The 26,586-nt window shown below is 70.0% G+C and carries 15 protein-coding genes; 8 read left to right on the top strand and 7 right to left on the bottom strand.

Going from position 1 to position 26,586, the window contains the following annotated elements; all coding sequences use genetic code 11:
• Positions 1-51: 51 nt before the first annotated feature.
• Together ACFYPG_RS19025 and glgB are read left to right on the top strand one after the other, a co-directional pair.
• Positions 52-2,277, top strand: coding sequence for a maltotransferase domain-containing protein (locus ACFYPG_RS19025; RefSeq protein WP_387353130.1), 2,226 nt, complete (start codon positions 52-54; stop codon positions 2,275-2,277).
• Entirely contained in the window at positions 2,265-4,364 is a 2,100-nt protein-coding gene (gene glgB / locus ACFYPG_RS19020) for a 1,4-alpha-glucan branching protein GlgB (RefSeq protein WP_387353129.1), read from the top strand. The genes ACFYPG_RS19025 and glgB overlap by 13 nt, the downstream gene beginning before the upstream one ends.
• A gap of 119 nt (positions 4,365-4,483) precedes the next feature.
• On the opposite strand, the gene ACFYPG_RS19015 is transcribed toward glgB, so the two are convergent.
• Together ACFYPG_RS19015 and ACFYPG_RS19010 are read right to left on the bottom strand one after the other, a co-directional pair.
• Positions 4,484-4,738, bottom strand: a complete 255-nt coding sequence (locus ACFYPG_RS19015) for a hypothetical protein (RefSeq protein WP_387353127.1) — start codon at positions 4,736-4,738, stop codon at positions 4,484-4,486.
• Positions 4,739-4,816: 78 nt separating this feature from the next.
• Complete coding sequence (locus ACFYPG_RS19010; protein WP_387353126.1) at positions 4,817-11,149, bottom strand: RHS repeat-associated core domain-containing protein; 6,333 nt, start codon at positions 11,147-11,149, stop codon at positions 4,817-4,819.
• Between the two features lie 405 nt (positions 11,150-11,554).
• Here ACFYPG_RS19010 and ACFYPG_RS19005 point away from each other — a divergent pair, with 405 nt between their 5' ends.
• On the top strand, positions 11,555-16,012 hold the full coding sequence (locus ACFYPG_RS19005) for a LamG-like jellyroll fold domain-containing protein (protein ID WP_387353124.1): 4,458 nt from the start codon (positions 11,555-11,557) through the stop codon (positions 16,010-16,012).
• A gap of 66 nt (positions 16,013-16,078) precedes the next feature.
• Here the strand turns inward: ACFYPG_RS19005 and ACFYPG_RS19000 are convergent, their stop codons facing one another.
• Complete coding sequence (locus ACFYPG_RS19000; protein WP_387353121.1) at positions 16,079-17,119, bottom strand: App1 family protein; 1,041 nt, start codon at positions 17,117-17,119, stop codon at positions 16,079-16,081.
• 174 nt (positions 17,120-17,293) lie between these two features.
• Here ACFYPG_RS19000 and ACFYPG_RS18995 point away from each other — a divergent pair, with 174 nt between their 5' ends.
• The 4 genes from ACFYPG_RS18995 (at position 17,294) to ACFYPG_RS18980 (ending at position 21,728) form a co-directional block, all read left to right on the top strand.
• Entirely contained in the window at positions 17,294-18,985 is a 1,692-nt protein-coding gene (locus ACFYPG_RS18995) for an ArnT family glycosyltransferase (protein WP_387353119.1), read from the top strand.
• Positions 18,986-19,050: 65 nt separating this feature from the next.
• Positions 19,051-19,848, top strand: coding sequence for a peroxide stress protein YaaA (yaaA, locus tag ACFYPG_RS18990; RefSeq protein WP_387353118.1), 798 nt, complete (start codon positions 19,051-19,053; stop codon positions 19,846-19,848).
• Positions 19,849-19,955: 107 nt separating this feature from the next.
• Complete coding sequence (locus ACFYPG_RS18985; protein ID WP_387353116.1) at positions 19,956-20,708, top strand: hypothetical protein; 753 nt, start codon at positions 19,956-19,958, stop codon at positions 20,706-20,708.
• Between the two features lie 120 nt (positions 20,709-20,828).
• Positions 20,829-21,728: a TAXI family TRAP transporter solute-binding subunit gene (locus ACFYPG_RS18980; protein WP_387353441.1), complete on the top strand. Its 900-nt coding sequence runs from the start codon at positions 20,829-20,831 to the stop codon at positions 21,726-21,728.
• Positions 21,729-21,738: 10 nt separating this feature from the next.
• On the opposite strand, the gene ACFYPG_RS18975 is transcribed toward ACFYPG_RS18980, so the two are convergent.
• The 3 genes from ACFYPG_RS18975 to ACFYPG_RS18965 all read right to left on the bottom strand — a co-directional run bounded on the left by ACFYPG_RS18975 (position 21,739) and on the right by ACFYPG_RS18965 (position 24,244).
• Entirely contained in the window at positions 21,739-23,169 is a 1,431-nt protein-coding gene (locus ACFYPG_RS18975; protein ID WP_387353114.1) for an ATP-binding protein, read from the bottom strand.
• Positions 23,170-23,178: 9 nt separating this feature from the next.
• Entirely contained in the window at positions 23,179-23,835 is a 657-nt protein-coding gene (locus ACFYPG_RS18970; protein ID WP_355007116.1) for a response regulator transcription factor, read from the bottom strand.
• Positions 23,836-23,932: 97 nt separating this feature from the next.
• Entirely contained in the window at positions 23,933-24,244 is a 312-nt protein-coding gene (locus ACFYPG_RS18965) for a hypothetical protein (protein WP_355007115.1), read from the bottom strand.
• A 113-nt stretch (positions 24,245-24,357) separates the two neighbouring features.
• Here ACFYPG_RS18965 and ACFYPG_RS18960 point away from each other — a divergent pair, with 113 nt between their 5' ends.
• The gene (locus ACFYPG_RS18960) at positions 24,358-24,696 is read left to right on the top strand and encodes a DUF952 domain-containing protein (RefSeq protein WP_357200336.1); all 339 of its coding nucleotides are present in this window, start codon (positions 24,358-24,360) and stop codon (positions 24,694-24,696) included.
• A gap of 121 nt (positions 24,697-24,817) precedes the next feature.
• Here the strand turns inward: ACFYPG_RS18960 and ACFYPG_RS18955 are convergent, their stop codons facing one another.
• On the bottom strand, positions 24,818-26,575 hold the full coding sequence (locus ACFYPG_RS18955) for a CDP-glycerol glycerophosphotransferase family protein (protein WP_387353111.1): 1,758 nt from the start codon (positions 26,573-26,575) through the stop codon (positions 24,818-24,820).
• Between the last annotated feature and the right edge of the window lie 11 nt (positions 26,576-26,586).

The following is a 26,586-nucleotide window of genomic DNA, read 5'->3' as shown; positions in this document are numbered from 1 at the left end:
ACCGGCAGGCTTGGCCGCGCGCGAACGGATCTCGCGCAGTAGGTTGGCGGGGTGACTGGACGGTTCCCGATCGAAGACGTCTCCCCCGTCGTCTCGTGCGGGCGGTACCCGGCCAAGGCGGTGGTCGACGAACCGGTTCCGGTGTCGGCCCGCGCCTACCGGGAGGGGCACGACGCGCTCGGCTGCAACGTGGTCTGGCAGGGCCCGGACGGCGTGGCGAGGCCGTTCACCCGGATGCGCCCCGGCGAGCCCGGCCAGGACCGCTGGCACGCCACCATCGCACCGGACGCCGTCGGCTCGTGGACCTTCTCCGTCGAGGCGTTCCAGGACCCGTACCTGACCTGGCAGAACGCGGTGACCAAGAAGATCGCCGCCGGGCAGGGGCCGGAGGACCTGGCCAACGATCTGGCCGAGGGCGCTCGGGTCCTCGCCGCCGCCCAGGGCCTCGTGCCGGCCGCCGACCGGCCCCGGGTCGCCGATGCGCTCACCGCGCTGGTCGACACCGACCTGCCGCTGGCCCAGCGGGTCGGCCCGGCGCTGGCCCTGGCCGACCTGCTCTGGGAGCACCCGGTGCGGGAGCTGGTCACCGCCGGTGACACGTACTCGATCTGGGTTGACCGCAAGCGGGCGCTCTACTCGGCCTGGTACGAGTTCTTCCCCCGCTCCGAAGGAGCGGTGGGCGGCCGGTCCGGCACCTTCGCGACCGCCACCGAGCGGCTGCCGGGGGTGGCCGCGATGGGCTTCGACGTGCTCTACCTGCCGCCGATCCACCCGATCGGCCGGGTCAACCGCAAGGGCCCGAACAACGCGCTCACCGCCGGGCCGAACGACGTGGGCTCACCGTGGGCGATCGGCGCCGCCGAGGGCGGCCACGACACGATCCACCCCGACCTGGGTACGCCGGCGGACTTCCGGGCCTTCATCCAGGCGGCGGCGGCACAGGGCCTGGAAGTGGCGATGGACCTGGCGTTGCAGTGCGCGCCGGACCACCCGTGGGTCACCGAACACCCGGAGTGGTTCACCACCCGCGCCGACGGCAGCATCGCCTACGCGGAGAACCCGCCGAAGAAGTACCAGGACATCTACCCGGTCAACTTCGACAACGACCCGGAGGGCATCCGGGCCGAGGTGCTGCGGGTGGTGCTGCACTGGGTCGGCGAGGGCATCCGGATCTTCCGGGTGGACAACCCGCACACCAAGCCGTTCGACTTCTGGCACTGGCTGATCGCCGAGGTGAAGGCGGTCGATGAGGACGTGCTGTTCCTGGCCGAGGCGTTCACCCGGCCGGCGATCATGCACGGCCTCGGCAAGGTCGGCTTCACTCAGTCGTACACCTATTTCACCTGGCGCACGACGGCCGCCGAGATGCGGGCGTACTGCGAGGAGTTGATCGAGGCGGCCGACTACATGCGGCCGAACTTCTGGCCGAACACCCCGGACATCCTGCACGAGTCGTTGCAGCACGGCGGCCCGCCGATGTTCAAGATCCGGGCGGTGCTGGCCGCGCTGCTCTCCCCGTCCTGGGGCCTGTACGCGGGCTACGAGCTGTTCGAGCACGTGGCCCGGCCGGGCGCCGAGGAGTACCTGGACAACGAGAAGTACGAGCTGCGGCCCCGGGACTGGGCCGCAGCGGAGGCGCAGGGCCGTTCGCTGGCACCGTTCCTGACCACCCTCAACCGGGTACGCCGGGACAACCCGGCCCTGCACCAGCTCCGCAATCTGCGCTTCCACGAGATCGACAACCCGGCGCTGCTCTGCTGGTCGAAGCACGACCCGGAGACCGGCAACACGGTCATCGTGATCTGCTCGTTCGACCCCCGCGCCGTGCAGTGGGGCAACACGACGCTCGACATGCCCGCGCTCGGCTTCGACTGGCACGAGCGGTTCACCGTGTACGACGAGGTGACCGGCACGAGTTACGACTGGGGTCAGCGCAACGCGGTCCGGCTCGACCCGTACCTGCAGCCGGCGCACGTGCTGACCGTGCGTCGGCCGGCGCCACCCGCCGGGCCGGCACCTGCCGCGAACATCGCGCCGGAACTGACCGTCGCGGACGTCCCCGACGACCTCTCCGGCGGCACCTCGCCCACCGCGCCGGTTGCGAATCCGCCCGTTGCGAACCCGCCTCGTCGGTCCGCCCCCGTCCCGACCCCGCCCCGCCGGTCCGGCTCCCGCAAGCGCGGGCACCGCACCCCCACTCGGGCACCGGGCAACGGCGCCCTCACCGACACCGCCCCGACCGACGCCGCCCCGAAGGACGACCGATGGACCAGCTGATCTCCGGCGCGACGCACGACCCGCACGCGCTGCTCGGCGCGCACCCCGCCGACGGCTCGACGACGATCCGCACGATGCGCCGGGGCGCCGGCGACGTCGCGCTGCTCGTCGGCGACGAGCGGCACCCGATGAAGCGGGTGCACGACGTGGGCGTCTTCGAGGCACAGGTCGACGGCACAGTGCTCGACTACCGGGTGGAGGTCGACGGGACCGCCCACGACGACCCGTACCGCTACCCGCCGACCCTCGGTGAGCTGGACCTGCACCTGATCCGCGAGGGCCGGCACGAGCGACTGTGGGAGGCGCTCGGCGCCCGGGTCTTCGACGAGGGCGTGGCGTTCAGCGTCTGGGCACCCAACGCCCATGGGGTGCGGGTGATCGGCGACTTCACCGGCTGGGGCCCCGACGACGGCTGGCCGATGCGGTCGCTCGGCTCCAGCGGGGTGTGGGAGCTGTTCGTCCCCAACGCCCGGGTCGGGGCCCGCTACAAGTACCGGGTGCTGGGCGCCGACGGGCAGTGGCGGGACAAGGCCGACCCGCTCGCGGCGTACGCCGAGGTGCCGCCGGCCACCGCCTCGGTGGTGCACCACTCGACGTACCGGTGGAACGACGCGGACTGGCTGGCCCGGCGGGCCGAACGGCAGCCGCACCAGGAACCGATGAGCGTCTACGAGGTGCACCTCGGCTCGTGGCGGCCCGGCCTTAGCTACCGCGAGTTGGCCGAGCAGCTCACCGCGTACGTCACCGAGCTGAACTTCACGCACGTCGAGTTCCTGCCCGTGATGGAGCACCCGTTCGGCGGCTCCTGGGGCTACCAGGTGACCGGCTACTACGCGCCGACCTCCCGGTTCGGCGACCCGGACGAGTTCCGGTACCTGGTGGACCGGCTGCACGAGGCCGGCATCGGCGTACTCCTGGACTGGGTGCCCGCGCACTTCCCGAAGGACGAGTGGGCCCTCGCGCGGTTCGACGGCACCCCTCTCTACGAGCACCCCGACCCGCGGCGCGGCGAGCACCCCGACTGGGGCACGTACGTCTTCGACTTCGGCCGCAACGAGGTCCGCAACTTCCTGGTCGCCAACGCGCTCTACTGGTGCGACCAGTTCCACGTCGACGGGCTGCGGGTCGACGCGGTCGCCTCCATGCTCTACCTGGACTACTCCCGCAACCACGGCGAGTGGGCCCCCAACAAGTACGGCGGCCGGGAGAACCTGGAGGCCATCGCGTTCATGCAGGAGGTGAACGCGACGGTCTACAAGCACCACGCCGGCGTCGTCATGATCGCCGAAGAGTCCACCGCCTGGCCGGGGGTCACCCGACCCACCGCCGAGGGCGGGCTGGGCTTCGGGTTCAAGTGGAACATGGGCTGGATGCACGACACCCTGCTCTACACCTCGAAGGACCCGATCTACCGCCAGCACCACCACCACCAGCTCACCTTCTCCCTGGCGTACGCCTGGAGCGAGAACTACGTGCTGCCGATCAGCCACGACGAGGTGGTGCACGGCAAGGGCTCACTGGCCGGCAAGATGCCCGGCGACACCTGGCAGCGGCTGGCGAACGTGCGGGCGCTGCTGGCGTACATGTGGGCGCACCCCGGCAAGCAGCTGCTCTTCATGGGCTCCGAGATGGCCGACGACCGGGAGTGGAGCGAGGAGCGCGGGCTCGACTGGTACCTGCTCCACGACCCGGCCCGCGCCGGTGTGCAACGACTCGTCGGTGACCTCAACCGGGTCTACCGGGAGACTCCGGCGCTCTGGGCACAGGACACCGAGCCGGCGGGCTTCCGCTGGATCGCCGGTGACGACGTCGCCAACAACACCGTGTCGTTCGTCCGGATCGCCCCGGACGGCTCGACGCTGGTGTGCGTGGCGAACTTCTCCGCCCAGCCGCTGCACGACTACCGGGTCGGCCTGCCGGCCGGCGGGACGTGGACCGAGGTGCTCAACACCGACGCGCACCACTACGGCGGGTCGGGGGTGGGCAACCTGGGCGAGGTACGGGCCGAGGACGTGCCGTGGCACGGGATGGTCGCCTCGGCCGCCCTCCAGGTGCCCCCGCTGGGCGTCGTCTGGCTCCGGGCCTAGGTCAAATCCTTGGTTGGCTCCGCTCACAACGGGCCTGGGCAGACCAACAGCTCCGGCGGAACAAACCGGAAGGCCTCGCAATCTCAGAGGCCTTCCGGTTTGCGGTGTTAATTCCTTCACTACTTCAGGCGCAGTAGATCCCTCAAGAAGGCTTTCAAGAACTCTAACTGCCCATCAATGGTACGTCCGCCATCGCCCACTGAATTCACGAATTTCGAGGCGGCAACGGCACAGGGAATCGCAATCATGGATGCTAGCACTATGGTGATCACCACTGGTACCACCACCCATCCAAAAAACTTGGCTGGAGCACCGAAGGAAACCGCCGTGAGCAGTGCCGCCGCGGCGAGGAAGCCTAGCAGAAACACCCGCACTGAACGCACTAGTAGCTTATAAGGCAGGCTATTCCGAAATTCGGCCAAGTCCACAATTCACCACTTCCCGCTCCATGCCTACCAGAGATCGATATGCCCTAGAACCCAAGAGTTGGAAACGCCAGCCTCACCAAAAGAGACACCGGGCCCGGCGGAAACCTCGCCGCTAATTCCATATACATCGCTGGACGTAGACTTCGATAACCCGCCCGTAACGCCAAAGGGCTGCTCAACTCCGGCCTGGCCGTAGTACGACGTGCCTCCCTGGTCTCGTATGCCTCCATTTGAAAGGGTGAAGCCAGCGGAGCCGCCGATACCTGCGCCCGGGCCCATGCCCGTCTTCACACCGTGGTACCAACCAATGCCGTCATGGTCCACTCCAATGCACACGGAGTACGAGCCCGCACCGCCGCCCTGCAGATTTGGCCCGACGCAGCCTGCCAGCATCCAGGTGAATGGCTCGGCCGGCGGAGGCGGCTGGTCTAGCGCCGGATCCCGGTCGTAGGGAAGGCTATCTCCCCATGGCCGTGGAGCGGGAGTAGGGGAGGCCGGCTGGCGGGCGGCAAGCGGCGGCTGCGGATGAGGCGTGGGTGCCGGCTTGGATTTGACACTCTCATCACTACGGCACGGATTCGAACTGGGGCAGCCCTGATGGCCCTTGGTGTAGAAGGGTGGCGCGTTGATGCCCTCGGTCCGCTTGCGAGAGCGCGTCGTGCTCTTTCCGCTGCCCTGACCCCATTTCACATTGGCGGTGGTACCGCACCCCTTATTGCAACCCTTAGTCGGGCTGTAGCCATAGCAGTCGAAGTGCATGCAGTCCTCGGGGATCAGCCCGGTGGGATCACTAGAGGTGACGGGTGTGTTGTTGGCGTAGGAGTAGCCGTTCCACTGCTGCGGCTGGGCTGGGTCCTGAAATGGGTCGACGGAGATGAATCGACCTGCGCTCGGGTCGTAGGAGCGGGCGCCAATGGTGGTGAGTCCGATCGGGCTCGTCGGCTTGTCGAGGAAACCGTGGTTGTCGGGCGCCGTGACGGCAGCACCTCGCGGGCCGCCATAGGGGGTGTACTGCCGCCACGTCGGGTACTGGGCTGTGTTGTCGAGGTAGAGCGACGGAGTGCCCTGGTGGTCGGCGATGGCGAAGGAGTATGCGGTGCCGCTGCCGGTGCGGATGCAGGTGCCGCCGCCGGGGAGGGCGTAGTAGCGGCTGCCGGCGACGACGCTGGTGCTGGTGTTGAGGGTGAGCTGCTGCCCGGGCAGGTAGAGGGTGTTCTTGCCGGGTTCTTTCTGTAGGAGCAGGTCCCCATCGGCGTCGTAGATGAAGGAGTTGTTCCCGCTGGTGCCGCCGGTGACCGTGCCGAGTTTGCCGGCGTCGTCCCAGGTGAGGGTTTGGTTTCCCTGGGCGGCGTTGCGGCCGGCGGTGTTGCCGGCGTTGTCGTAGGTGTACGACGTGGTGCCGGTCGCCCCGCCGGTCTTGGTGGTCGAGGTCAGGGTGTGGGGCTTGTTCTGACCGTTGCCGTTGTAGGCGTAGGTGGTGGTCGTGTCGGTGCCGCCGGCGAGGTTGTGCTCGGTCTGCTTGGTGCGGTTGCCGATGAGGTCGATCTGCCAGCTGGTCCAGTAGGCGCTGCCGGCGCCGATGGTGTTGCCGACCATTGACTTGTTGGTGTCGGTGGGTGTGGCGGCGCAGGCATCGGTGCCGGTCCAGGCTTCGGTGAGTCGGGCCAGGCCGTCGTAGCCGTAGCACTGCGTCTCCGCCGGGGTGGTGGCACCCAGCCGCTTGCTGATCTTGCGGGTGATGTTGCCGACCAGGTCGTACTTGTATTCCTGCTCGTCGACGTTGGTCGGTGTCGCCGTGGAGCGGGTGACGAGTTGGTTGGTCAACCGGGCGGTGTGCGTGTCGTAGGTGTTGGTGACATACGCCAGGTTGGTACCGGTGCCGAGGGTCTGCTGGTTGACGCGGCCGTAGGCGTCGTAGCTGACCCAGTGGGCGTATTCAGCCAGCCCGCCAAGCGAGGTGGGCAGGTCGAGTTCCCCGGAGTAGCGGTGCAGGACGGTTTCCGAGGGCAGGCTGCCCTTGGCGGGGTAGGTGTCGGTCAGGGGCAGACCCAGCACCGAGGTATAGGTGTGCCCGAACACGTACGACCCACCGAGGGCACCCTCGCTGTCGGGGATGGTGACCGTCGCCCCGAGCGATTTGCCGAAGACGTTGAACGCCTTCTGCTGCGTCACATATGCCTGCCCACCACGGTAGGCGGTGGTGGTGGTCAGCTTCCCGAGTGCGTTGGTGACCCCCGAGACGCCGTTGGTGTTGTCATACACCCAGGACGCCCGCCGGTTCGCCGTGGACTGGTTTGACACCGTGGACGCGTATTCGCCGGTCTTGCGGTCGAGGGCGTCGTAGGTGAACGAGAGGGTCTTACCGCGCCCGTCGGTGGACTGCTCAAGGTTGCCGTTGGCGTCGTAGCTCATGCTGCTGCTACCGGCGTCCGGGTCGGCCCTACCGACGACCTGGCCGAGCAGGTTGTAGGTGGAGGTCCACACGTTGTTGCTGGCGTCGGTGAGGGTCGACTGGTTGCCTCGCTCGTCGTAGCCGTACTTGCTGACCGTCGCGGTACCACCGGTGACGGTGAACATGCCGGTGAACGTGTCCGTCGGCGTGGTCACCGTCGGACGGGAGCTGTACTCGTGCAGCTCCTTCTTCCGACCGAGCGGGTCAGTCACGGTGGTAGAGACGACCCCGCCGGTCGGCGGAACGACTGTGGTGCGGTCGCCTGCGTACACGGTGGTGGTGGTTGAGACAGTCACGCCGTTCTTCGCGTTGGTTGCCACGACCGCCCGGCCCAGGCCGTCGTAGGTGGTGAAGGTCTGGTTCGGGACCTGCTTACCCAGGTCCGCAGCCGACACCGGCGCACTTACCGCCGGCGACGATCCGTCGTCCCACCAGCCGTTGTACGACGCGCGAGTCCCACCACGGGTGTCGTAGAACGTGTCCGTGATCATCCGGCCGCCCGCCGGGGTGATCGACTGGGTCTGCCGCGTGCGCAGCAGCGCGTCATAGATCGCCACGGAGGTCTGATAGCCGTTGGAGTTGTTCAGGGTCTGCGTGGTGGTGGCGGACACGCCCGTCTTCGAGACGGTGTAGGTGAACTTGTGGTTCGCCGCGGCGCTTGTGGTGCGCGAGTTCAGCCACACAGAGGTGGCGCGGCCGAGCGCGTCGTACTGCTGAGTGGTGACGATGCTGTTGGCATCCGTGCTGACCAGCGGGATCCCGCGCTTGGTGTCGAGCGTTGCGGAGCTGCCGTGCCCGGCGGGGTTGGTGGTGGACGTGGCGGTGACCAGCTTGGCGGCGTTCATGGTGTAGCCGCTGGTGGTCTTGTTGCCCTTGGCGTCGAAGGAGTCGATTACCCGGCCGTAGCTGTCGTAGGTCGACCGCTCGGTGGTCTGCCAGACGTACGCCCCGCCGGTGTAGTCCCTGGCAACCTGGGTCATCGTGGCGTTGCCCTTGGACGGTGCTGCCGCCTGCGGGAACGTGGTGGAGAAGTCGGTCACGTCGTAGAAGCTGCGTTCGGCCTTGACGACCTGGGCGGGTCGGTTGACGCTGCCCGGGGCGGTCAACGTGTTGACGCTGCCCGGCACTGAGGCGGGGCTGCCCTGGGTGAAGCCGCCGCAGGCCACGGCCACGGTTTCGGTTTGGCTGACCAGCCCGGCGAGGTTCTTATCGGTGTTGGTCGGGGCGTAGGTGTAGGTGGTGCACTGGTTGTACGCCGTGTCGATCGGCACGGTGTAGGTGTAGGTGTTCTTCAGCTCACCGAACGTGGCGCTTGTGGTGGTCGCGTCGTAGCTGCTGTCGCTGCCGGTGTACCGCCAGGTCACCGATCCGCTGCTGGTCACCGCTTGGCGGGTGTAGGTCTTGATGGGTGCGACCCACTGCGCGGTCAACGCCGGCAGCCCCGTGCGGGAACGCGTCGCGGTGGCCCCGGACACCCAGTAGGAGGTGATGGTCGAGGAGTCGACCCGGCCGCCTTCGCCCAGGTACTGGGTGCTCTCCAACTCCTTGCCGGCGAGTTCGTCGATGTCCTCGTGGGTGCCGCCGGCGGAGTCGGTCACGTTGACCACGGTCGAATTGTTGTTCTTGGACATGCCCCGGTAGTAGACGGTCTCGGCCTGGGTGCGGCGGTCGTTGACGCCGTCGCCGGTGAACGTCTGGACCTTGCCGTAGCCGCGGAACTGGCCGTAGCTGCGGTACTTGGTCTTGACAACCTCGTTCTCGTCGAAGTGCCAGGCGGCACCGTTTAGGTACTTGTAGCTGGTCGACAGAGCCGCTGCGCCGCCGGTGGGGTCGGTGGAGGTGACCCGGGTGACGGCGTACTTGTGGAACCAGTCCTTGACCGGGGCGGTGTAGCCGTCCGGGGTCCAGTACACCGGGTAGCAGGACTTCGTGTTCGCCGCCGGGTCGGTGCTCACCGGGGCGGTGCACGGCACCGGCAACTCGTACGACGGGCTGATCACCGATCCGGTCTCGGTGGTGATCGTGGCGATGCGCTGCCGGTAGAACGACGGCAGGCCGCCGGCGGTGTCGACCCGGTTGGGCAACTTCACCCCGGTGAACGACACCGACGGCAAACTGATCGCCGCCGTCGACCCACCCGCGCTGGTGTCATGACCCGTCCGCACGATCCCGGTCAGCCACAATGTCGGCGACGTGCCATCACCGGTGGCCGGCATGCTCTGCGACAGGGCGTACGAGTCGACCTTCTCGTAGGTAGAGGTCGCCGTGTTGTACTGCCGCGCCTCGATCGACGTCAACCGGGCGGTGGAGAAGAACGACGGGCTCCAGTCGTCACAGTCGGCCCCTGACGCGCAGATCAAGTCGAACGGCACATCCGGCCAGTTCGCCTTGTTCGCCGAGTTCAACGGCTGACAGGTTCCAGATAGGCACCGGTCACCGGTATTGAACACCACCTGGTTCGCGACAGTGCCGTACGCGCCACCATCGGTGAACCCGTAGTCGATGCGCGCCAGGTTGCTGTCGCGGACGTAGGACACATCCGTCGCGCCCTTGTTGCGGCCGTAGAAGTTCGTCGCCTGGTTGTAGTAGTACGCCATCGCGTTGCCGTTGGTGTCGGTGACGTAGTCCAAATTCCACCGGTACGCCATCGTGCACACCGACGACGAGAACCCCGCCGAGCTGTAACACGGGCCATCCGAGTGCGGCGAATACACCGGCGCGTGATCCACCGACTTCGTCTCCGCCTTACCCGACGCCCACCCCGGCAACCGGTTACGACCGAACTCGTAGCTCGTGCCGTCGCGCAGCGTCACCCGCCAGTAATCAGTGTTGTACGTCCCCGAACCGTTGTTCGCGTTCTCGACGTGGGTGACGACCTCACCGTTGTCCGACTCCGGCTTCCACACCTTCTTCGCCGCATCCCACACCAACGCCGTCGACGAACCATTCAGCGACAACGTCAACACCGGGCCGTCGTAGCAGCGGTCCGGCGTCTTCACCGGCGACGCACTGCCACCCGGCTCATCCATACACGACGCGAAGGTCTGCTCGACGTACGAGCGCGGGGTGGACCAACCGTCACCCACCCACGACGACTGCGCGTTCGTCGACGCCGTCTGCCCGTCCACACTGCCCGAGTCATACGACAACGCCACCGTCGGCACCAAATCCGACGCCGCCGGCGGCACCGTGATCGGATACGAGTACGAGAACGAACCCGTGCTCCCACCACCGGTCCAGGAACCAGAGGGCTTCAGGTCCGTGGCCGCGTACGTGCCGCCCTTGCCGCCCTCCTCACCCGCTGCCGCGACCGCCGCCAACACCGTCACACCGCCGGCCGCCTGCACCCGCGCGTCGGAAGCCGCCATCGACACCTCAGCCGACACCGACCGCGCCCCAGCGTCGTTCGACGACCGCAGCGGCGTCGCCGTCCGGCACTCGCTGCGCGTCGGCGTGGTCAACGCACACGCCGGCAACCGCACCAGGCGCAACCGCGACCCGTAGTTGCCGCCGAACGCCTCCGCGAACCCCGCGTAGTCCACACCGACCCGCACCGCACCGGCGCTGACGTCCGGAGACACCGACAGCAGCACACCATCAACCCCGGCCGCCTCCGCAGCCTTACGGTCAGCCACCGCCACCTTCAGGCTGCGCGGTCCGGCCTTCGCCGCCACCGACTCGGCCCACACCGGCGTACCCGCAGCGCGCACCCGCGCTGGCGACGCCGCACGCGCACCCGCCGTCGCAATCGGCAACTCGACGTCAGTCGACGCGGCCTTCGGCCACACCGTCCGCGTCGGCTTGAACGTCGACTTGGCATCATCCGGCGGCGTCACGAACTTCGTCGGCAACGGCTTCACACCCTTGACCGACTGCCCCGGCGACGTGGCCGGCGCCTTCGCCAACTCCGGCCCCTTGGGCTTCGCCGCGGCAGGCGATCCCGACAACAGGCTGGCCGCGACAACTGCGGCCGCGACAACTGCGACCACACGTCTGGGACGTTTGAGTAGGCGTGATCCCCCGTGGACGGCCATGCTGACCTCACCTCTGCGCGATGGAATGAGAGGCCACGCAGAGTGATCGATCATGCACCCCCGTGGCGCGAACAATGTTTCATGTTCAAACACCCGGAGAGGTCACGGAGCGATAACGATGATCAGCTGTCGATGCCATCAAAACCGTCTCACTGAGTGCTAAAAGGACAGCACCAAGTGACCGGAGCCGTTTCCGTAGGCCGCCCCGACTGCTTCACTGTGGCCGCTCGATCGGATGCGCCCACGCGTTCACGACATTCACGGGGAGTACTTCACATGATCAGAAAACGACTGCGCCTACGCGCCGTCGCATCGGGTGCGGTGGCCGCCGTCGCCATCGCCGCGACCGCAGTGCCCCTGGCCCTGCCGGCCGCCGTCGCTGCTGCTCCGGCAAAGCCGAAACCCGCCGCCGAGCCGGCCGGGCCGCTCGGGGTGGACGCGGCGCTGGCCAAGGCCAAGCGGACCGGCAAGCAGGTCGAGGCGACCGCCGCCGGCACCTCGACGGAGACCGTGACCGCCCGTCCCGACGGCCAGCTCGTGCTCAGCCAGAGCGCCGTGCCGACCCGCAAGCGCGTCGGCGACACCTGGAAGCAGCTGGACCCCACCCTGATCCGGCGGGCCGACGGCACCATCACCACGACCACCACCACGCATGAGGTCACGCTCTCCGGTGGTGGCACCGGACCGATGGCACACCTGGTCAGCGGGGATCGCTCGCTCGCACTGACGGCACCAGTCGCCCTACCCGTGCCCACGCTTTCCGGGCCGACGGCCACATATGCCGACGTCCTGCCCGGTGTGGACCTGACCGCGACCGTCAACGCCCAGGGTGGCTTCTCCCACGTCTTCGTGGTCAAGGACGCGAAGGCCGCGGCGAACCCGAAGCTGGCAACGCTCGAACTGGCCACCGCCGCCAAGGGCTTCACCCTCGGCGCTGACGCGGTTGGAAACATCAGCGGGCAGGACCGCTCCGGCGACGCGGTCATCACCGCACCCGCGCCGCTGATGTGGGACTCCTCGGCGGGTGGCACCAGCGGACCGACCGCGCGCAGCGGCGCTGCGTCGACGAGCGCGGCTCCCGGCCGCGCCGCACGAACCGCCGCCATCGGGGTGGCCATCGCCCCCGGCAAGCTCGGCCTCAAGCCGGACCGCAAGCTGCTCAGCGATGCTGCCACCGTCTATCCGGTCTACATCGACCCGAGCTTCAACTGGAGCTCGAACGGTCCACGGATGTCCGGCTGGGCCAGCGTCTCTTACCAGCACCAGTCCACCAACTACTGGAACGACACCCCGGATCCGATCGGCCGGATGCAGGTCGGCAACTCCGGCGAGCAGCGCTCGAACACTTTGATCAACTTTCCGGTGCCCTACAGCCTGTTGACCGGCGCGGAGATCGCGGACGCCACGTTCAAGATCACCAACACCCGGTCGTGGAACTGCGACAACAAAACTGTCAACGTCTACGCCCCCGCCGCCACGCTGACCAAGTCCAACGCCACCTGGAACTACTGGGAGGGCCAGAGCAACGGTCCCCTCGCCGCGTCGAAGAGCTTCGCCTACGGCTACAGCGGGTGCGCCGCAACAGGCGTGTCCTTCGACATCACCGGCCAGATCAAGACCGACGTTGCCAACAAGCGAGCCACCCGCACTTTGCGCATGATCGCCGCCAACGAGGCCAGCGATACCCGGAGTTGGAAAGAGTTCCTGGAAACCAGCCCCACGCTGGAAATCCGCTACAACCACAAGCCGAACAAGCCGACCGCTATGACCACGTCGCCCCGCACCGCCTGCGCCGGTGGGTCGATGGTCGGCGACAACCCGGTCTCCCTCTACGCCCCGGTCTCCGACCCCAACGGCGGCACTCTCGGAGTGAGCTTCAAGCTGTGGAAGACCTCCGACGCCTCGCAGACCGCACTGGCGTCGTCCAACCCGAACCTGCTCACGTACTCGTCAGGTAGCACCGGAGTATTGGTCGTGCCGGCGGCCACGTTACGCGCCGCGGCCGCAGGCGCGGCCACCAACTTCTCCTGGAAGGTCCAGGCGACCGACTTCCGGACGCCCGGCGACTGGTCGGCGACCTGCAACTTCACGTTCGACCCCACTCGGACCGGTGCGCCGGACATCAGCCAGCCGCAGGGACTCTTACAGATCGGCGGAGAGGTCACCTTCACCATCACGCCACCGAGTAGCGGTACCCAGCCGACCAGTTACAGCTACCAACTGAATGGTCTGCCGCCATTCACCGTCTCTGCCTCCGCTGGCACGGCGGTGGTGACCGTCACGCCCACCCGGTTCACCAACACCCTGGCGGTCACCAGCCTTTCCGCAGGGGGGAACTTCGGCGAGACCGCCGTCGTTCCCTTCAACGCGGTTCCCGCCGCAGCGACCCCAGACGCAGATCTCACCGGCGACGGCGTAGCCGACCTACTGACCGTCGGCGCTAGCAACGGGTTGCCCTCGGGTCTCTGGCTCGGCACGGGCATGAACAGCGGCGCGGTACGTACCAACGCGAACGACCTCGGCGCCCAGGGCAATGGCGTAACCGGCAAGCACAGTCCGTCCGACTTCGATGGCGGGCAGGCGATTTCAGGCAAGTTCTTCGGCGCTGACACGCAGGACGTCCTGGTCTACTACCCAACGGGTAGCAGTGCTGGCAATGCCAGCATCCTGCGGGGTAGCATCGACGGCTCTGTCATCCGGCCTGAGGACAATCAGCAGAGCCTCCCTCTTGATCAATTGCTGGATGAAAGCGGCAACATCCCATTGCAGTTGGCCAATGCTGGCGACACCCGAGGCACCGATTCCGCCTATCCGGACCTGATCGGCACCAGCGGAGACGCCGCCAGTGGCTACTTCCTGACCTACTACTCCGCGGTCATCCCCACGATCGGCGGCTACCTCGGGGCTGCTCGCACCACGGCACTCACCCCGACAGGTGCGACGGACTGGAACAACTGGACCATCGCCACCGCCCAGGTCAACGGCGGCACCGCAATGTTCCTGTGGAACCGCAGCACCGGGGCGCTGCACCTCTGGACGAATCTGGCCTACAACCAGGACACCAGTCAGCTCACCTACACCCCGTACGCACTCTCGACGAACTGGAACCGGGGTGCGACGCTGAGCCTGCGGGCAGCCGACGTCAACTCCGACGGCACCGCCGACCTGTGGACCGTTGGTGGCAACGGCCTCACCACGGCGTACCTGGTGAGTGGCCTCGGCGCCACGCCCATCATCGCCACTCAGCAGGCTCAGGGCCTGGTGACCGCCAAGCACACCTGGAGGCTCAACGATGGCGGGGCGGGTGCGACGGCGGCGACCGCGGCCGACACCTCCGGCGGCAGCACCCTCACCGGCACCGGCAACGCCTACTGGCACGAGGGCGACCTCTTCAGCCCGGACCTGCGGCTCAACAGCGACAGCACCGGCACGGGCGTGGACGCCAACGGCACCGGCAGCCTGGTCAGCGCCGCCAGCCCGGTGCTGATCAACACCAACCAGTCGTTCAGCGTCGCCGCCTGGGTGAAGCCCACCACCGCCGGCAAGATCATCCTCTCCGAGGAGGGGACGCGCTCGGCGCGGTTCATCCTCTGGCAGGAGCAGAGCGACAACACCTGGCGCTTCGGGATGGCCCGATCCGACAGCGACGCCTGGTCGTACGACCAAGCCATCAGCGCACCCAACGCGCAGCTCGGGGTCTGGACGCACCTGGTGGCGACCTACAACGCCACCACGAGCACGATGGCCCTGTACGTCAACAACAACCTCGCTGGCACGGCACAGCACGCCGCCACGGCAGTGTCCTGGCCGAGCACAGGCCGGTTCGTCATCGGCCACTACCGTTACAAGGGCGCCCCGAGCTCGTACTACTCGGGCCAGATCAGCAACGTGCAGCACTGGGACCGGGCCCTGAACCCGGCCGAGGCCACCGCGCCGGGCAACTACGCCCAGATGGTCCTCGCACCCAACGTCCGCGACGTCACCGGTGATGGCCGGGGCGACATGTTGATCAAGCAGAGCAACGGCGACGTGCTGCTGCGCCGCGGAACGAACCTGGACGACACGCTGACGTTCGACGCCGGTGTGGTGGTGTGCGGTAAGTGCGGGGGCTACGACTCGTTCAACATCGCCGACGCCAACAACGACGGCAAATTGGACCTCTTCATGCGTCAGATCAGCACCGGCGACATGTACGTCTACCCGAACACGGTCGCGATCGGGGACCCGATCTGGGCCACCCGACAGCTGGTCTGTGGCGGCTGTGTCAACTTCGGCACGTCGGACCTGGCCGATGTGAACCGCGACGGCAAGACGGACCTGTTCATCCGGGAGAACAGCACCGGGAACATGTACTACTACCCGGGCAACGGCACCTCGGGTGGCGCAGTCACCTGGGGGACCCGGATCCTGCTGTGCGCCTCCTGCGGCGGATACGACAACGTGAACATCGAGGACGCCAACAACGACGGTAAGCCAGACCTGTTCATGCGCAACGCTGGCACCGGCGACATGTGGGTCTACCCCAACACGGTCGCCAGCGGAACTCCCGTCTGGGGCACCCGTGTCCTGGTCTGCGGCAAGTGCAAGGACTTCGACATGAGCAGCCTCGGCGATGTCACCAACGACGGGAAGATGGATCTGATGGTCCGTCGCAGGAGCAACGGCACTCTGAACCTCTACCCGGGCAACGGCGCCCCCGGCACCGTCACCTGGGGCTCACAGTCGTTCATGTAGTCCGAAGGGCCGAAACCCCTGGGCACCGCGGAAGCGGTGTCCGGGGGTTTCGTGTATGCGATGCGGTTAGACCAGGCCGGCGTCGCGGAGCAGTTGCCACAGGCCGGCGCCGTCCGGGGCGGAGAGCCACTTCTGCCCCACCGGCCCCGACGACGGGCGGCCGGCGGGGGCGGGCAGGGTGCCGGCCAGCACCGACTGGGTCGGGGAGAGACGGCGGATCGCCACCCCGGCGACGTTCTCCGGGTGGGCGGCGGCGAACTCCCGGTAGATCTCCTGGTCGTGCTGGCCGTCGTCGCCGACGAGCAGCCAGCGCACGTCGGGGAACTCGTTGGCCAGCCGGGCCAGGGTGGACCGCTTGTGTTCCATCCCGCTGCGGAACCAGCGGTCGGCGGTCGGGCCCCAGTCGGTGAGCAGCAGCGGCCCGGCCGGGTAGAGGTGGCGGGACAGGAAGCGGGTCAGGGTCGGGGCCACGTTCCAGGCGCCGGTGGAGAGGTAGAAGACCGGTGCGCCGGGGTGCGCGGTGACCAGCCGCTCGTAGAGCACCGCCATGCCGGGCACCGCGTTGCGGGCGTGCTCGTCGAGCACGAACGTGTTCCATGCGGCGAGCAGCGGCCGGGGCAGCGCGGTCACCATCACCGTGTCGTCGATGTCGGAGATGATGCCGAACTTGACCTCCGGGTCGAGGATGCGCACCGGGGCGTCGACCGGCTCGGCGTCCGGGACGCTGAGCCGGACCGTACCCCAACCGGGCGGCAGGTCCGCCTCGACCAGCGTGTCGACGAAGCCGCTGCGGTCGGCCCGCGTCTCGTGTCGCACCCCGCCGGCCTCGATGGTCACCGTGACGTGCTTGTTCGGCAACGTCGTGAAGCTGCGCCAGCCGCGAACCTTGTCGAGCCGACCCCGCTGACGGGTGTCCGGACGGCCCAGCAGCACCCGACACATCACCCGCACCCAACCCGGCGCGCCATAGCCGGTGTACGCGACGATGTTGACCCGCCAGCCGGTGCGGCGCAGCCGGCGCTCGACGAGCTGGTGCACGGCGTCCTCGATCCGCGCGGCCCGGTGCAGGTTCGGAACGGCCAGTTGGCCGGCGGGAGTGGGTGGCACGCGCCAACCCTGCCACACGTCGACAGCCACGGCCACGCGAGCCGACCCCGGCCGCGCCGATCCGGGCCGGCGGCCGTGTGGTCGACCCAGGCCCCACCGGGCTGCGCCGATCGGCCTCGGCGGCCCGACCGAACGTGAAACACTCCGGTCGGGACGACGACGGGGGCGTTGGTCGTGTCGCATCCAGAGCAGCACCGTGGGCGATGGCGCCCGCGACTCGATCGACCGGCGCTCGCCGCGCTGCTGTTCGGGCTCGCCGGCGTCGTCTACCGGCTGGTCCTGACGCTGTTCACGGTGCCGGTGTCGAACAGCGACGAGGCGACGTTCGGTCTCGCCGCGCTGCACATCGGGCAGGGCCGGGAACGCCCGGTCTTCCTCTACGGCCAGCACTACATGGGGATGTTGGAGTCATACCTGGCCGCTCCCCTGGTGGCGGTGGCCGGGCCGAGCTGGCCGGTGCTGCGCCTGCCGATGCTCGCGCTGTACGCGGTCTTCCTCTACCTGATCCACCGGTTGACCCGCCGCCTCTGCACCCCGTGGTTCGCCGCCTTCGTGGTGGGTCTGCTCGCGCTCGGGCCGGAGCGGGTGGTGCGCGACCAGCTCACCGTCGTCGGCGGGCGTCCGGAGGTGAAGCCGGCGGTGCTGCTGATGCTGCTGATCACCGTGGGGCTGGCCGCCGGCACGGTCCACCGCCGACGGTTGGCGGTCGGCCTGTTCGGGCTGCTCGTCGGGCTGGCCGTCTGGTCGGACTGGCTGATCCTGCCGTACCTCGCTGTCGCCGGGTTGGCCCTGGTCTGGGCGGTACGGCGGGAGCTGCTCGGCTGGTCCGGTCTGCTGCTGCTGGCGGGGGTGGCCGTCGGCGTCGCCCCGATGATCATCGACAACCTGCGGGCCGGGCCCGGTGACGACTCGCTGTCGGTGTTCCGGCAGGTCAGCACCAAGGTCGGCCCGCAGCCGCCGTGGTCCGACCGGATCCGGGGCGGCCTGCTGGAGGGCGTGCCGCTGGCGCACGGGCTCTGCCCGGTGGACGGTTGCGGACGCTGGCAGCAGTGGTTCGGTGTGTTGTACCCGGTGCTGCTGCTGGCCGCCGCGGCACTCGCTGTGCTCGCGTACCGGCGCGCCGCCGGGGCGCCGCGTGCGGAGCGGGTCGGACGCGGGGCCGGGGCGCCGCGTGCGGAGCGGGTCGGACGCGGGGCCGGCGGGCTACGTGGGGCGCGGGTCGGGCCGGTCGTGCAGCTCGCGCTGGTCGCCGGCGCGGCGTTGACACTGCTGTCGTACGTGCGCAGTCCGCTCGCCGCGACCAGCCCGCTGGACAACGCCCGCTACCTGTCGGTGCTGCAACTGTCGTTGCCGGCGGTGCTCTGGCCGCTCTGGGTGGCGGCGTTGACCGCCTGGCGGGGCACCAGCAGCGTGCTGGGGCGATTCACCGGCGCGCTGTCCGCCGCCGTGCTGGCCGCGCTGACAGTGACCACCCTGGTGATCACCGTGCTGTTCGCGGCCACCGGCACCGCGGCGTCGCGGACCGAGGAACGCCAGGCCCGGGAGCTGGCCGCCGCGCTGCGCGCCGACGGACCCCATGAGGTGTACGGGGACTACTGGACCTGCAACCGGTTGATCTTCAACACGGATGAGTCCGTGGTCTGCGGGGTGCTCGACGGGAACCTGTCACCGGGGCAGAACCGCTACCGACCGTACTGGCGGCAGGTGGGGCGGGCCGAGCGGCCGGGCTACGTGGTGGAGATCGACTCACCGATGGACCGGCGGTTGCGGAGGCTGCTCGCCGACCGGGCCGACGCCGCGCCGGTGCGGGAGGTCGGCGGCTATCGCGTGTACCACCCCGACACCCCGGTGCGGCCCTGGCGGTAGGGGCTGGTCGTACGCTGGCCGGGCCGGCGCGTGGGACGCCGCCGTTTCGCCCGTCGAGGAGACCCATGCTCATCCTGTTGCCGCCCTCGGAGGGAAAGGCCGACGCCGGCACCGGGCGGCGTTGGGCCCCGGACCGGCTCTCGCTACCCGAGCTGAACCCGGCCCGCGAGCGGGTGCTGGACGCCCTGGTGGCGCTGAGCGCCGGGCCGGACGAGGAGGCCGCGCGGGCGGCGCTCGGCCTCAGCGAGGGCCAGCGGGGCGAACTGCGGCGCAACGCAAGACTGCGGGAGGCGGCCACCGCGCCGGCCGAGCGGCTCTACACGGGCGTGCTCTACGAGGCGTTGGACCTGGCCTCGTTGCCGGCCACGGCGCAGCGGGCGGCCCGCCGGTCGATCCTGATCAGCTCCGGGCTGTGGGGCGCGGTCCGACTGGCCGACCGGATTCCGCCGTACCGCTGCCCGATCGGCGCCCGCCTGCCCGACGTCGGGGCGCTGTCGACGTACTGGCGCAGGGAGCTGACGCCGACGGTGGACGGCGCCGCCGGGCGCGGCCCGGTGCTGGACCTACGCTCCGGCGCGTACGCGGCCACCTGGACGCCGCGCGGTGAGCTGGCCGAGCGCACTGTCACAGTGCGGGTGCTGCACGAGCGGGAGGTCGACGGCGTGCCGGTCCGCTCGGTGGTCAGCCACTTCAACAAGGCGACCAAGGGGCGGCTGGTCCGGGACCTGCTCGTCGCCGGCGCCCGGCCGCGCACCGCCGCGGAGCTGGTCGGCGCGCTGCGGGAGCTGAAGCACACAGTGGTGGAGCAGTCCGCCGCTCCCGGACGGATGCGGCAGGTGGATCTGGTGGTCACCGACCTCTAGCGAGCACCGCAGCCGCAAGATTTGCTCAAGGCTGGGCCGGAGGAGTTCCGTAACGGCGTGGCAGGGGCCACGGTAGGGCAACCCAGACTCCGACAAGGGAGCCTTCGTTGACCCACGAACCCGCCCTGCTCGACCGGCCGCACACCCCGACCACCCCATCCCCGTTGGGCTGGCTGACCCTGGGCGACGCGTTCGAGGCTGCTTGTCTGCTGCGCTGCACACCACCACCGACCGCCGCCCGGCCCAGCGCGGTCCGGGCCGAGCACACCGCCGGGGTGGAGTTCAACCGGGAGGACGCCGCGCAGCGGATGCGGCAACTGCTCAACCGGCTGGACATCCCGGTCACCCACGAGGTGGCCGTCGGCGGCCTGCGTCGCCGCTACGAGCTGCACCGGCTGTGGGTGCCCCGGGAGCACCAGGGCGCGTACACCCGGATGTTGGACGCGGGCTGGTGGCAGGGGCGACGCGAGCTGCTCGGCGGGCCGCTGCCCGGCGCCTCACCGGCCCGCCGACGGTTGGTGACCCGCCTGGCGGAGGCAGCCTGGCGCTCGGCGTTGCTGGCCGCCGGGCGGCACGTCCGACGGCACATCCTCGGTGTCCGGCTCACCGACCGGGAGCTGGCCGCGGTGCTGATCCGGGGAGCGGCCGTGCTCGACGTACCGGCCCGGCTCCGGCCCGGCACCGGTTGCTTCCTGGTCAGCGTGGCCGACGGCCCGGACCGGCAGCGGATCCTGCGCAGCGCGGCGTTGGAGCCGGCGCGCGGCCCGATGGCGGAACCCGGGACGGCGACGGCGCGCGGGATGACCCCGGCGTCGACACGGGGCGTGGGCGTGGCGCCGGCAGGTCGCGCGGCCTGCTGATCGGGTCCGACCGGCCGGCGCATCGCCAACCCGGGCTTGCGCGCACCCGCCCGACGGCGCACAGTGCACCGCGTGAGTCGTACCTCGTCCCGCCGCGCCGGTTTGGCCGCCCTGTCGACGGTGCTGCTGATCGCGAACCTGGCCATCGCCAGCTGCCGGGACGCCCCGCCCGAGCCGACGTCGATCCGGATCGCCACCGGCAGCCCCACCGCTGTCTACTACGCGTTCGGGCGGTCCCTGGCAGCCATCCTCAACCGGGAACTCCCCGACGTACGGGCCAGCGTGGTGATCACCGCCGCCTCGGCGGAGAACGTCCAACTCGTCGGCTCCGGCGGGGCCGAGCTGGGCTTCACCCAGGCCGATGTGCTGCCCACCAGCACGGCGGGAAGCCCCGCTGTCGACGCCGTCGCCCGGGTGTACGACGACCAACTGCACCTGGTCACCACGAGCGGCGGCCCGGTCCGCACCGTCGCCGACCTGCGCGGTCGGCGAGTCTCCGTCGGCGCGGCCGGCTCGGGCACGGAGATCACCGCGACCCGGCTGCTGGAGGTGGCCCGCCTCGGTGGTGACGAGGTGCGCCGGGAACGGCTCGGACTGGACGACTCGGTGGCGGCGCTGCGCTCCGGGCGGATCGACGCGTTCTTCTTCTCCGGTGGGTTGCCGGTCCGGGGAATCGAGGAGTTGGCCGAGGCCAGCGCCATCCGGATCGTGGACCTCAGCGAGTGGACCGAGCCGCTGCGCTCACGGTACGGCCAGGTCTACGTCTCCCGGGACATCCCCCGCTCGGTGTACGGGGTGGATGCGGTGACCACCGTGGCCGACCCGAACTACCTGATCGTCCGGGCCGACCTGCCGGAGCCGTTGGTCCGTGAGGTGACCCGGCTGCTGATGGAACGCCGGGCCGAGCTGGCCGCCGCCCATCCGGCGGCGGGACGGATGAGCCCCCGCTCGGCGATCGTCACCGCGCCGCTGTCGCTGCACCCCGGCGCCGCATCCTGGTACCGCGCCACCAAACCGTGACGGCCGCGCCTCAGCGCGCCGGCGAGGGTCGCAGGTCGGCGGCCGACTCCTCCACCGCCGGCTCCACCGGAAGGGCCGGCGTCGGGAACCACAGGGCGGCGATCAGCCCCCGCGACTCCCCCGGGCGCATGGTGAGCCGCCCGTCCGAGGCGTCCACCAGGACGGCGGCGATGGTCAGACCGAGCCCCGCGCCGTCCACATTCTGCGCGTCCGGGGCCCGCCAGAACCGCTCGGTCGCCTGGCCGAGCTGACTCTCGGTCATGCCGGGGCCGGAGTCGCGGACCTCCAGCGCCACCCCGCCGTCGCGACGGGCCACCGTCACCGTCACCGCCCCGCCCGCCCCGCTGAACTTCACCGCGTTGTCGATGAGGGCGTCCAGCGCCTGGTCTACGGCGGTCGGCACGGTCTGCGCGTACGCCGGGGCGTCGGTAGTGGCCAGCCGCAACGCGACCGACCGGTGCCGGGCCAGCGGCGCCCACGCGGCCACCCGGGAGGCGGCCACCGCGGCGGCGTCCACCGTGACGCGCTCGTTCTCCTCCCGTTCGGCCCGAGCGAGGGTCAGCAACGCGTCGAGCACCAGCGCGAGGCGGTCGGTCTCCTCCAGGGCCAGCCGGTGCTCGGACCGACCGTCGGGGTCGGTGAGACTGGGCCCCAACTCCTCCACCCGCAGCCTCAGTGCGGTGAGCGGGTTGCGCAGCTGGTGGCTGGCGTGGGCGACGAAGGCACGCTGCCGGTCCATCACGTCGGAGACCACGTCGGCCATGTGGTTGAAGCTGGCCGCGAGGCGGCGCAGCTCCGGCGGGCCCAGCCGGTGCTGCACCCGGGCGCCCCGGTCGCCCTCGGCGATCTCGTGGGTGACCGCGTCCAGTTCGGTGACCGGGCGCAGCACCCAACCGGCCAGCCCGAACGCGGTGAGCACGCAGGCGAGCACGGCGAGCAGACCGGCCAGGGCGAGCAGCAGCCACCACGAGACGACGGCTCGGCGGATCGAACCGGCCGGGGTCACGATCACCACCGCCCCGAGCACCTCACCGCCGTCGTTGATCGGCACGGCCACCACCACGGGGTCGGTCGTCCAGGGCCAGACCGACTCGGGGGCGCTGGTCTGCTGCCCGGACAGGGCGACGTCCAGCACGGTCGCGGTCCCCGGGCTGGCCTGCCAACCCGGCGACGAGACCGGGATGTTCCGGTCCCGGTCGACGATCGCGGCGCTGATCGCGTACAGGTCGTCGTAGCTGGTCAGCTCCGACTCGATCGGGCCGGGCCCGCCATCACGCAACGCCGGTCCGGCCAGCGAGGCGAACCGGGTCGCGTCGGCGAGCCGGTCGGCGCGGACCCGTTCGGTCTCGCGGCTGGCCATGGTGGCGGCCAGTGGTGTCTCCAACGCGATGAGGACGAGGACCATCAGCAGCAGATAGCTGATCACCAGACGACGGCGCACGTCAGCTCCTCACGAGTCGCGCAGCCGGTAGCCGACGCCGCGTACGGTCTCCACCAGGCGGGCGTCGCCGAGCTTGCCGCGCAGCGACCCGACATGCACCTCGACGGTGTGCCGGTCGGCCCAGGTGGTGCCCCAGGCGTCGAGCAGGATCCGATCGCGCGGCACCGCCACCCCGGGCTGGCGGGCCAGCGAGAGCAGCACGTCGAACTCCTTGCGGGTCAACGTGACGGCACGCCCGTCGACGGTCACCGTCCGCGCGGCCACGTCGATGCGGACCGGTCCAGCCTCGATGAGGTGCCGCTCGGGGGCGGCGTTCGCGGCGCGGCGCAACACCGCCTCGATCCGGGCCTGCAACTCCACCATCGAGAACGGCTTGACCACGTAGTCGTCAGCGCCCAGGCGCAGACCCAGCACCCGGTCACGTTCCTCGCCCCGGGCGGTCACCGCGATGATGCCCAGCTGGCTGCTGCGCCGACGCAGCTCCCGGCACAGGTCCGTGCCGTCCCCGTCGGGCAGGGTCAGGTCGAGCAGCACCAGGTCACAGGGGGCGGCGGAGAGCGCGGCGGCGACGGTGGCGGCGTGCTCGACCTCGTATCCCCGGCGGGTGAGGGCGGACGACAGCGCGGCGGCCACCCGGCGGTCGTCCTCCACCAGCAGGATCCGCACCCGTGCCCCCGTCCCTCGCAGCGCTGTTCTGCGAATGGTGGCAGAAGTGCGCGCGAACCGGGAGGCCGCCCACCCGCGCCGGGCGGGCCACCGGCCGCTACAGGCCGAAGGTGTCGTCGGCGGTGGCGTCCCGGACGCCGTCGGTGAAGCCGCGGAAACCCGGATCCTCGTGGCTGGCCGGCACGCTGGTGACGCTGACCCCGCCGGCCTGGGTGACCGCGTCGACCAGGGGCGGGTAGTCGATCTCGGCGTCCTGGAAGGCGTCGTCGTCCGCCTCCGCCAGGTTGATCACGTACTGCACGTCCTCGGACGGGGTGTCCGGGTCCTCGGCCCACTCACCGCCGGCCCGGTAGCACTCGTCGTACAGCGCGCGCTGGCTGTCGGTCCAGTCGTCGTCGTAGCTCTGCATCGCCCATCCCTCCGCGGCCCTTGACCTGAGCATGCCCGGCGGGAGGCGACGGGCGCGGCGGTACCGGCGAAAACCGGGCGGGCGCGCCGACCGCCGCCCCGTACGCTGCTGTGGTGATCTACAAACTGCTGTCGAGCGCCGAGTGGGACGACGCCCTCGCCGCCGGCGCCTTCACCGGCTCCGCGGTGGACCGGCAGGACGGGTTCATTCATCTCTCCGGCGCCGAGCAGGTGGTCGAGACGGCGCGACGATACTTCACCGGGGCGACCGGGTTGACAATGCTCAGCGTCGAGGAGGAGCGACTGGGCGACGCGCTGCGGTGGGAGCCGTCGCGCGGCGGGCAGCTCTTCCCACACGTGTACGGCCCGCTGCCGGTCGCGGCGGTGGTGGCGGCGCGGGCGTTGCCGGCGGACGTTCCGGTCGCCGACGCGGTGGCCGCCCTGCTGGGCTGACCCGGTGGCCCGCCCCACCGGCCGACACGGACGCGGCCGACCCGGTGGCCGTCCCACCGGCTGACACGGACGCGCCCGACCCGACAGTGTCGGGCCGGGCGCGATGCCGTAGCGGCGGGGCTCAGCGGCAGAGCCGCTCGATCTCCTGCTGGAAGCGGTCCATCGGGTTCGCCTCGGCCGGGCCGAGCAGGTAGGTCTTCAGCTCCCGGCGGGCCTCGGTCATCGGGTCGTCACCGGCCCGGGTGACCGACACGATCTTCTCCAGCTCGCCGCAGTCCTTGGAGAGCAGGTACGCGGCCCGCGCCGTCGGGTACTCACGGCGGAAGTCGTCCTCGGACAGGCCGGCCGGGTTGGCCACCACGTACGGCCGCTGGCTCTGCACGAAGTCGGACACCACACTGGACACGTCGCTGATCAGCAGGTCGGTCTGGTTGAAGCAGTCGAACAACGCCGGCGTGCGGCCGGTGACCACGAGGTGTTCGGTGCCGTCCAGGGAGGACGCGTCCGGGTTGCCGCCGGCCGTGCGGATCGCCGTGACGATCCGCTCGTGCACGGCCTTCGCCGCCTTGGACCGCGACCCGGTGAGCGGGTGCGGCTTGTAGATCAGGCGCACCCGGGGGTTCGTGGCGAGCAGCCCCTTGACGATCCGCTCACCCATCAGCACCAGTGAGGTGTGGTACGGGTCGTCGTCGAGCCACCCCTCCCAGGTGGGCGCGTAGAGCACTGTGAACGGCCGGTCCACCGACTCGGCGCCGAAGGTGTGCACCCCGGCGAGCTGCGGCCGGCCGATCTCGACGATGTCCGAGTCGAGCACCCCCACGCCGGCCCGCGCGTAGCGCTCCCGGCCGGCCAGGCCGGCGACCCAGACCTCGTCGTACACCTTGCTGTAGGGGTTGACGCTGGCCTGCTTGTCGCTGTCGCCGTGCCCGACGAAGACGTGCTTCGTACCCGGCTCGCGGAGCATGTGGATGTTCGCGCCGACGTTGGCGGCGTAGAGCGCCGCGCGGACGCCGCCGAGGTCGAGGTTCATGAAGTCGACGCCGGCCGGTACGCAGATCACCGGCAGCCGGGTGTCGGCCAGCTCGAGGAACGCTTCCCGGCTGCGCATCAGCACCACCGCGCGCTGCTGGAGCGCCTCGGTCGGGGCGAGCCACATGTTCGCCTGGTACACGTCCTTGGCGGGGCCGGCGAAGTAGAGCGCCACCTCCGGCTTGTAGTTGTCCATCCAGCGCTGGACCGCCGGCAGCAACGGACCCTGCCCGCTGCCCCGACCGCGCAGCCAGGTCAGCGCGATGATGGCGCCCACCAGACCCGTCGCCACGACCGCCACCGCGCCGGCCACGAAGAACGGCGTGGGATCGTGCTGCACCGCGGCGGCCACGCCGGCCGGCACCAGCAGCAGGTTGAGCAAAGGCATCCGGTCACCGGCGACCGCCGCCGCCCAGGCGGGCGGCTGGGGGGCGCTGGACAGTGGACCCAGCTCGATGTTGCGCACCATGGCGGAGAGCGGGTTACGCCGCTCGATCATGGTGGAGAGCGCGCCCGCGAAGACCGACACGACCCACACCGCGGCCGGCAGCACCAGCAGGAGGGTCAGCTCGCCGCCGCTGAGCCGCACCTCGGCGACGACCAGCAACACGGCGGCGAGGTCGCGGGTCAGCTGCCGGTACGACCAGTGCAGGCCCACCTTCTCCAGCAGCAGTTGCGACGGCGGTGACCAGCGGGCGACGGCGAACTCGCCGATGATGGCGGCCAACCCGGCGATGGCGAACAGGCCGATCCAACCGAATACGCCACCGACGAGCATGACCAGGTAGGCCAGTACCAGTAGCGCACTCTGGGCGGCCACCCCGAGGCGTGCTGTCAACGTGCCGAACAAACGAGTTCGCT

The sequence above is a fragment of the Micromonospora sp. NPDC005553 genome (assembly GCF_042871765.1).
Taxonomy (GTDB): domain Bacteria; phylum Actinomycetota; class Actinomycetes; order Mycobacteriales; family Micromonosporaceae; genus Micromonospora.
Note: the sequence above shows the minus strand (reverse complement) of the source record. Positions and strands in the feature narration are given on the sequence as shown.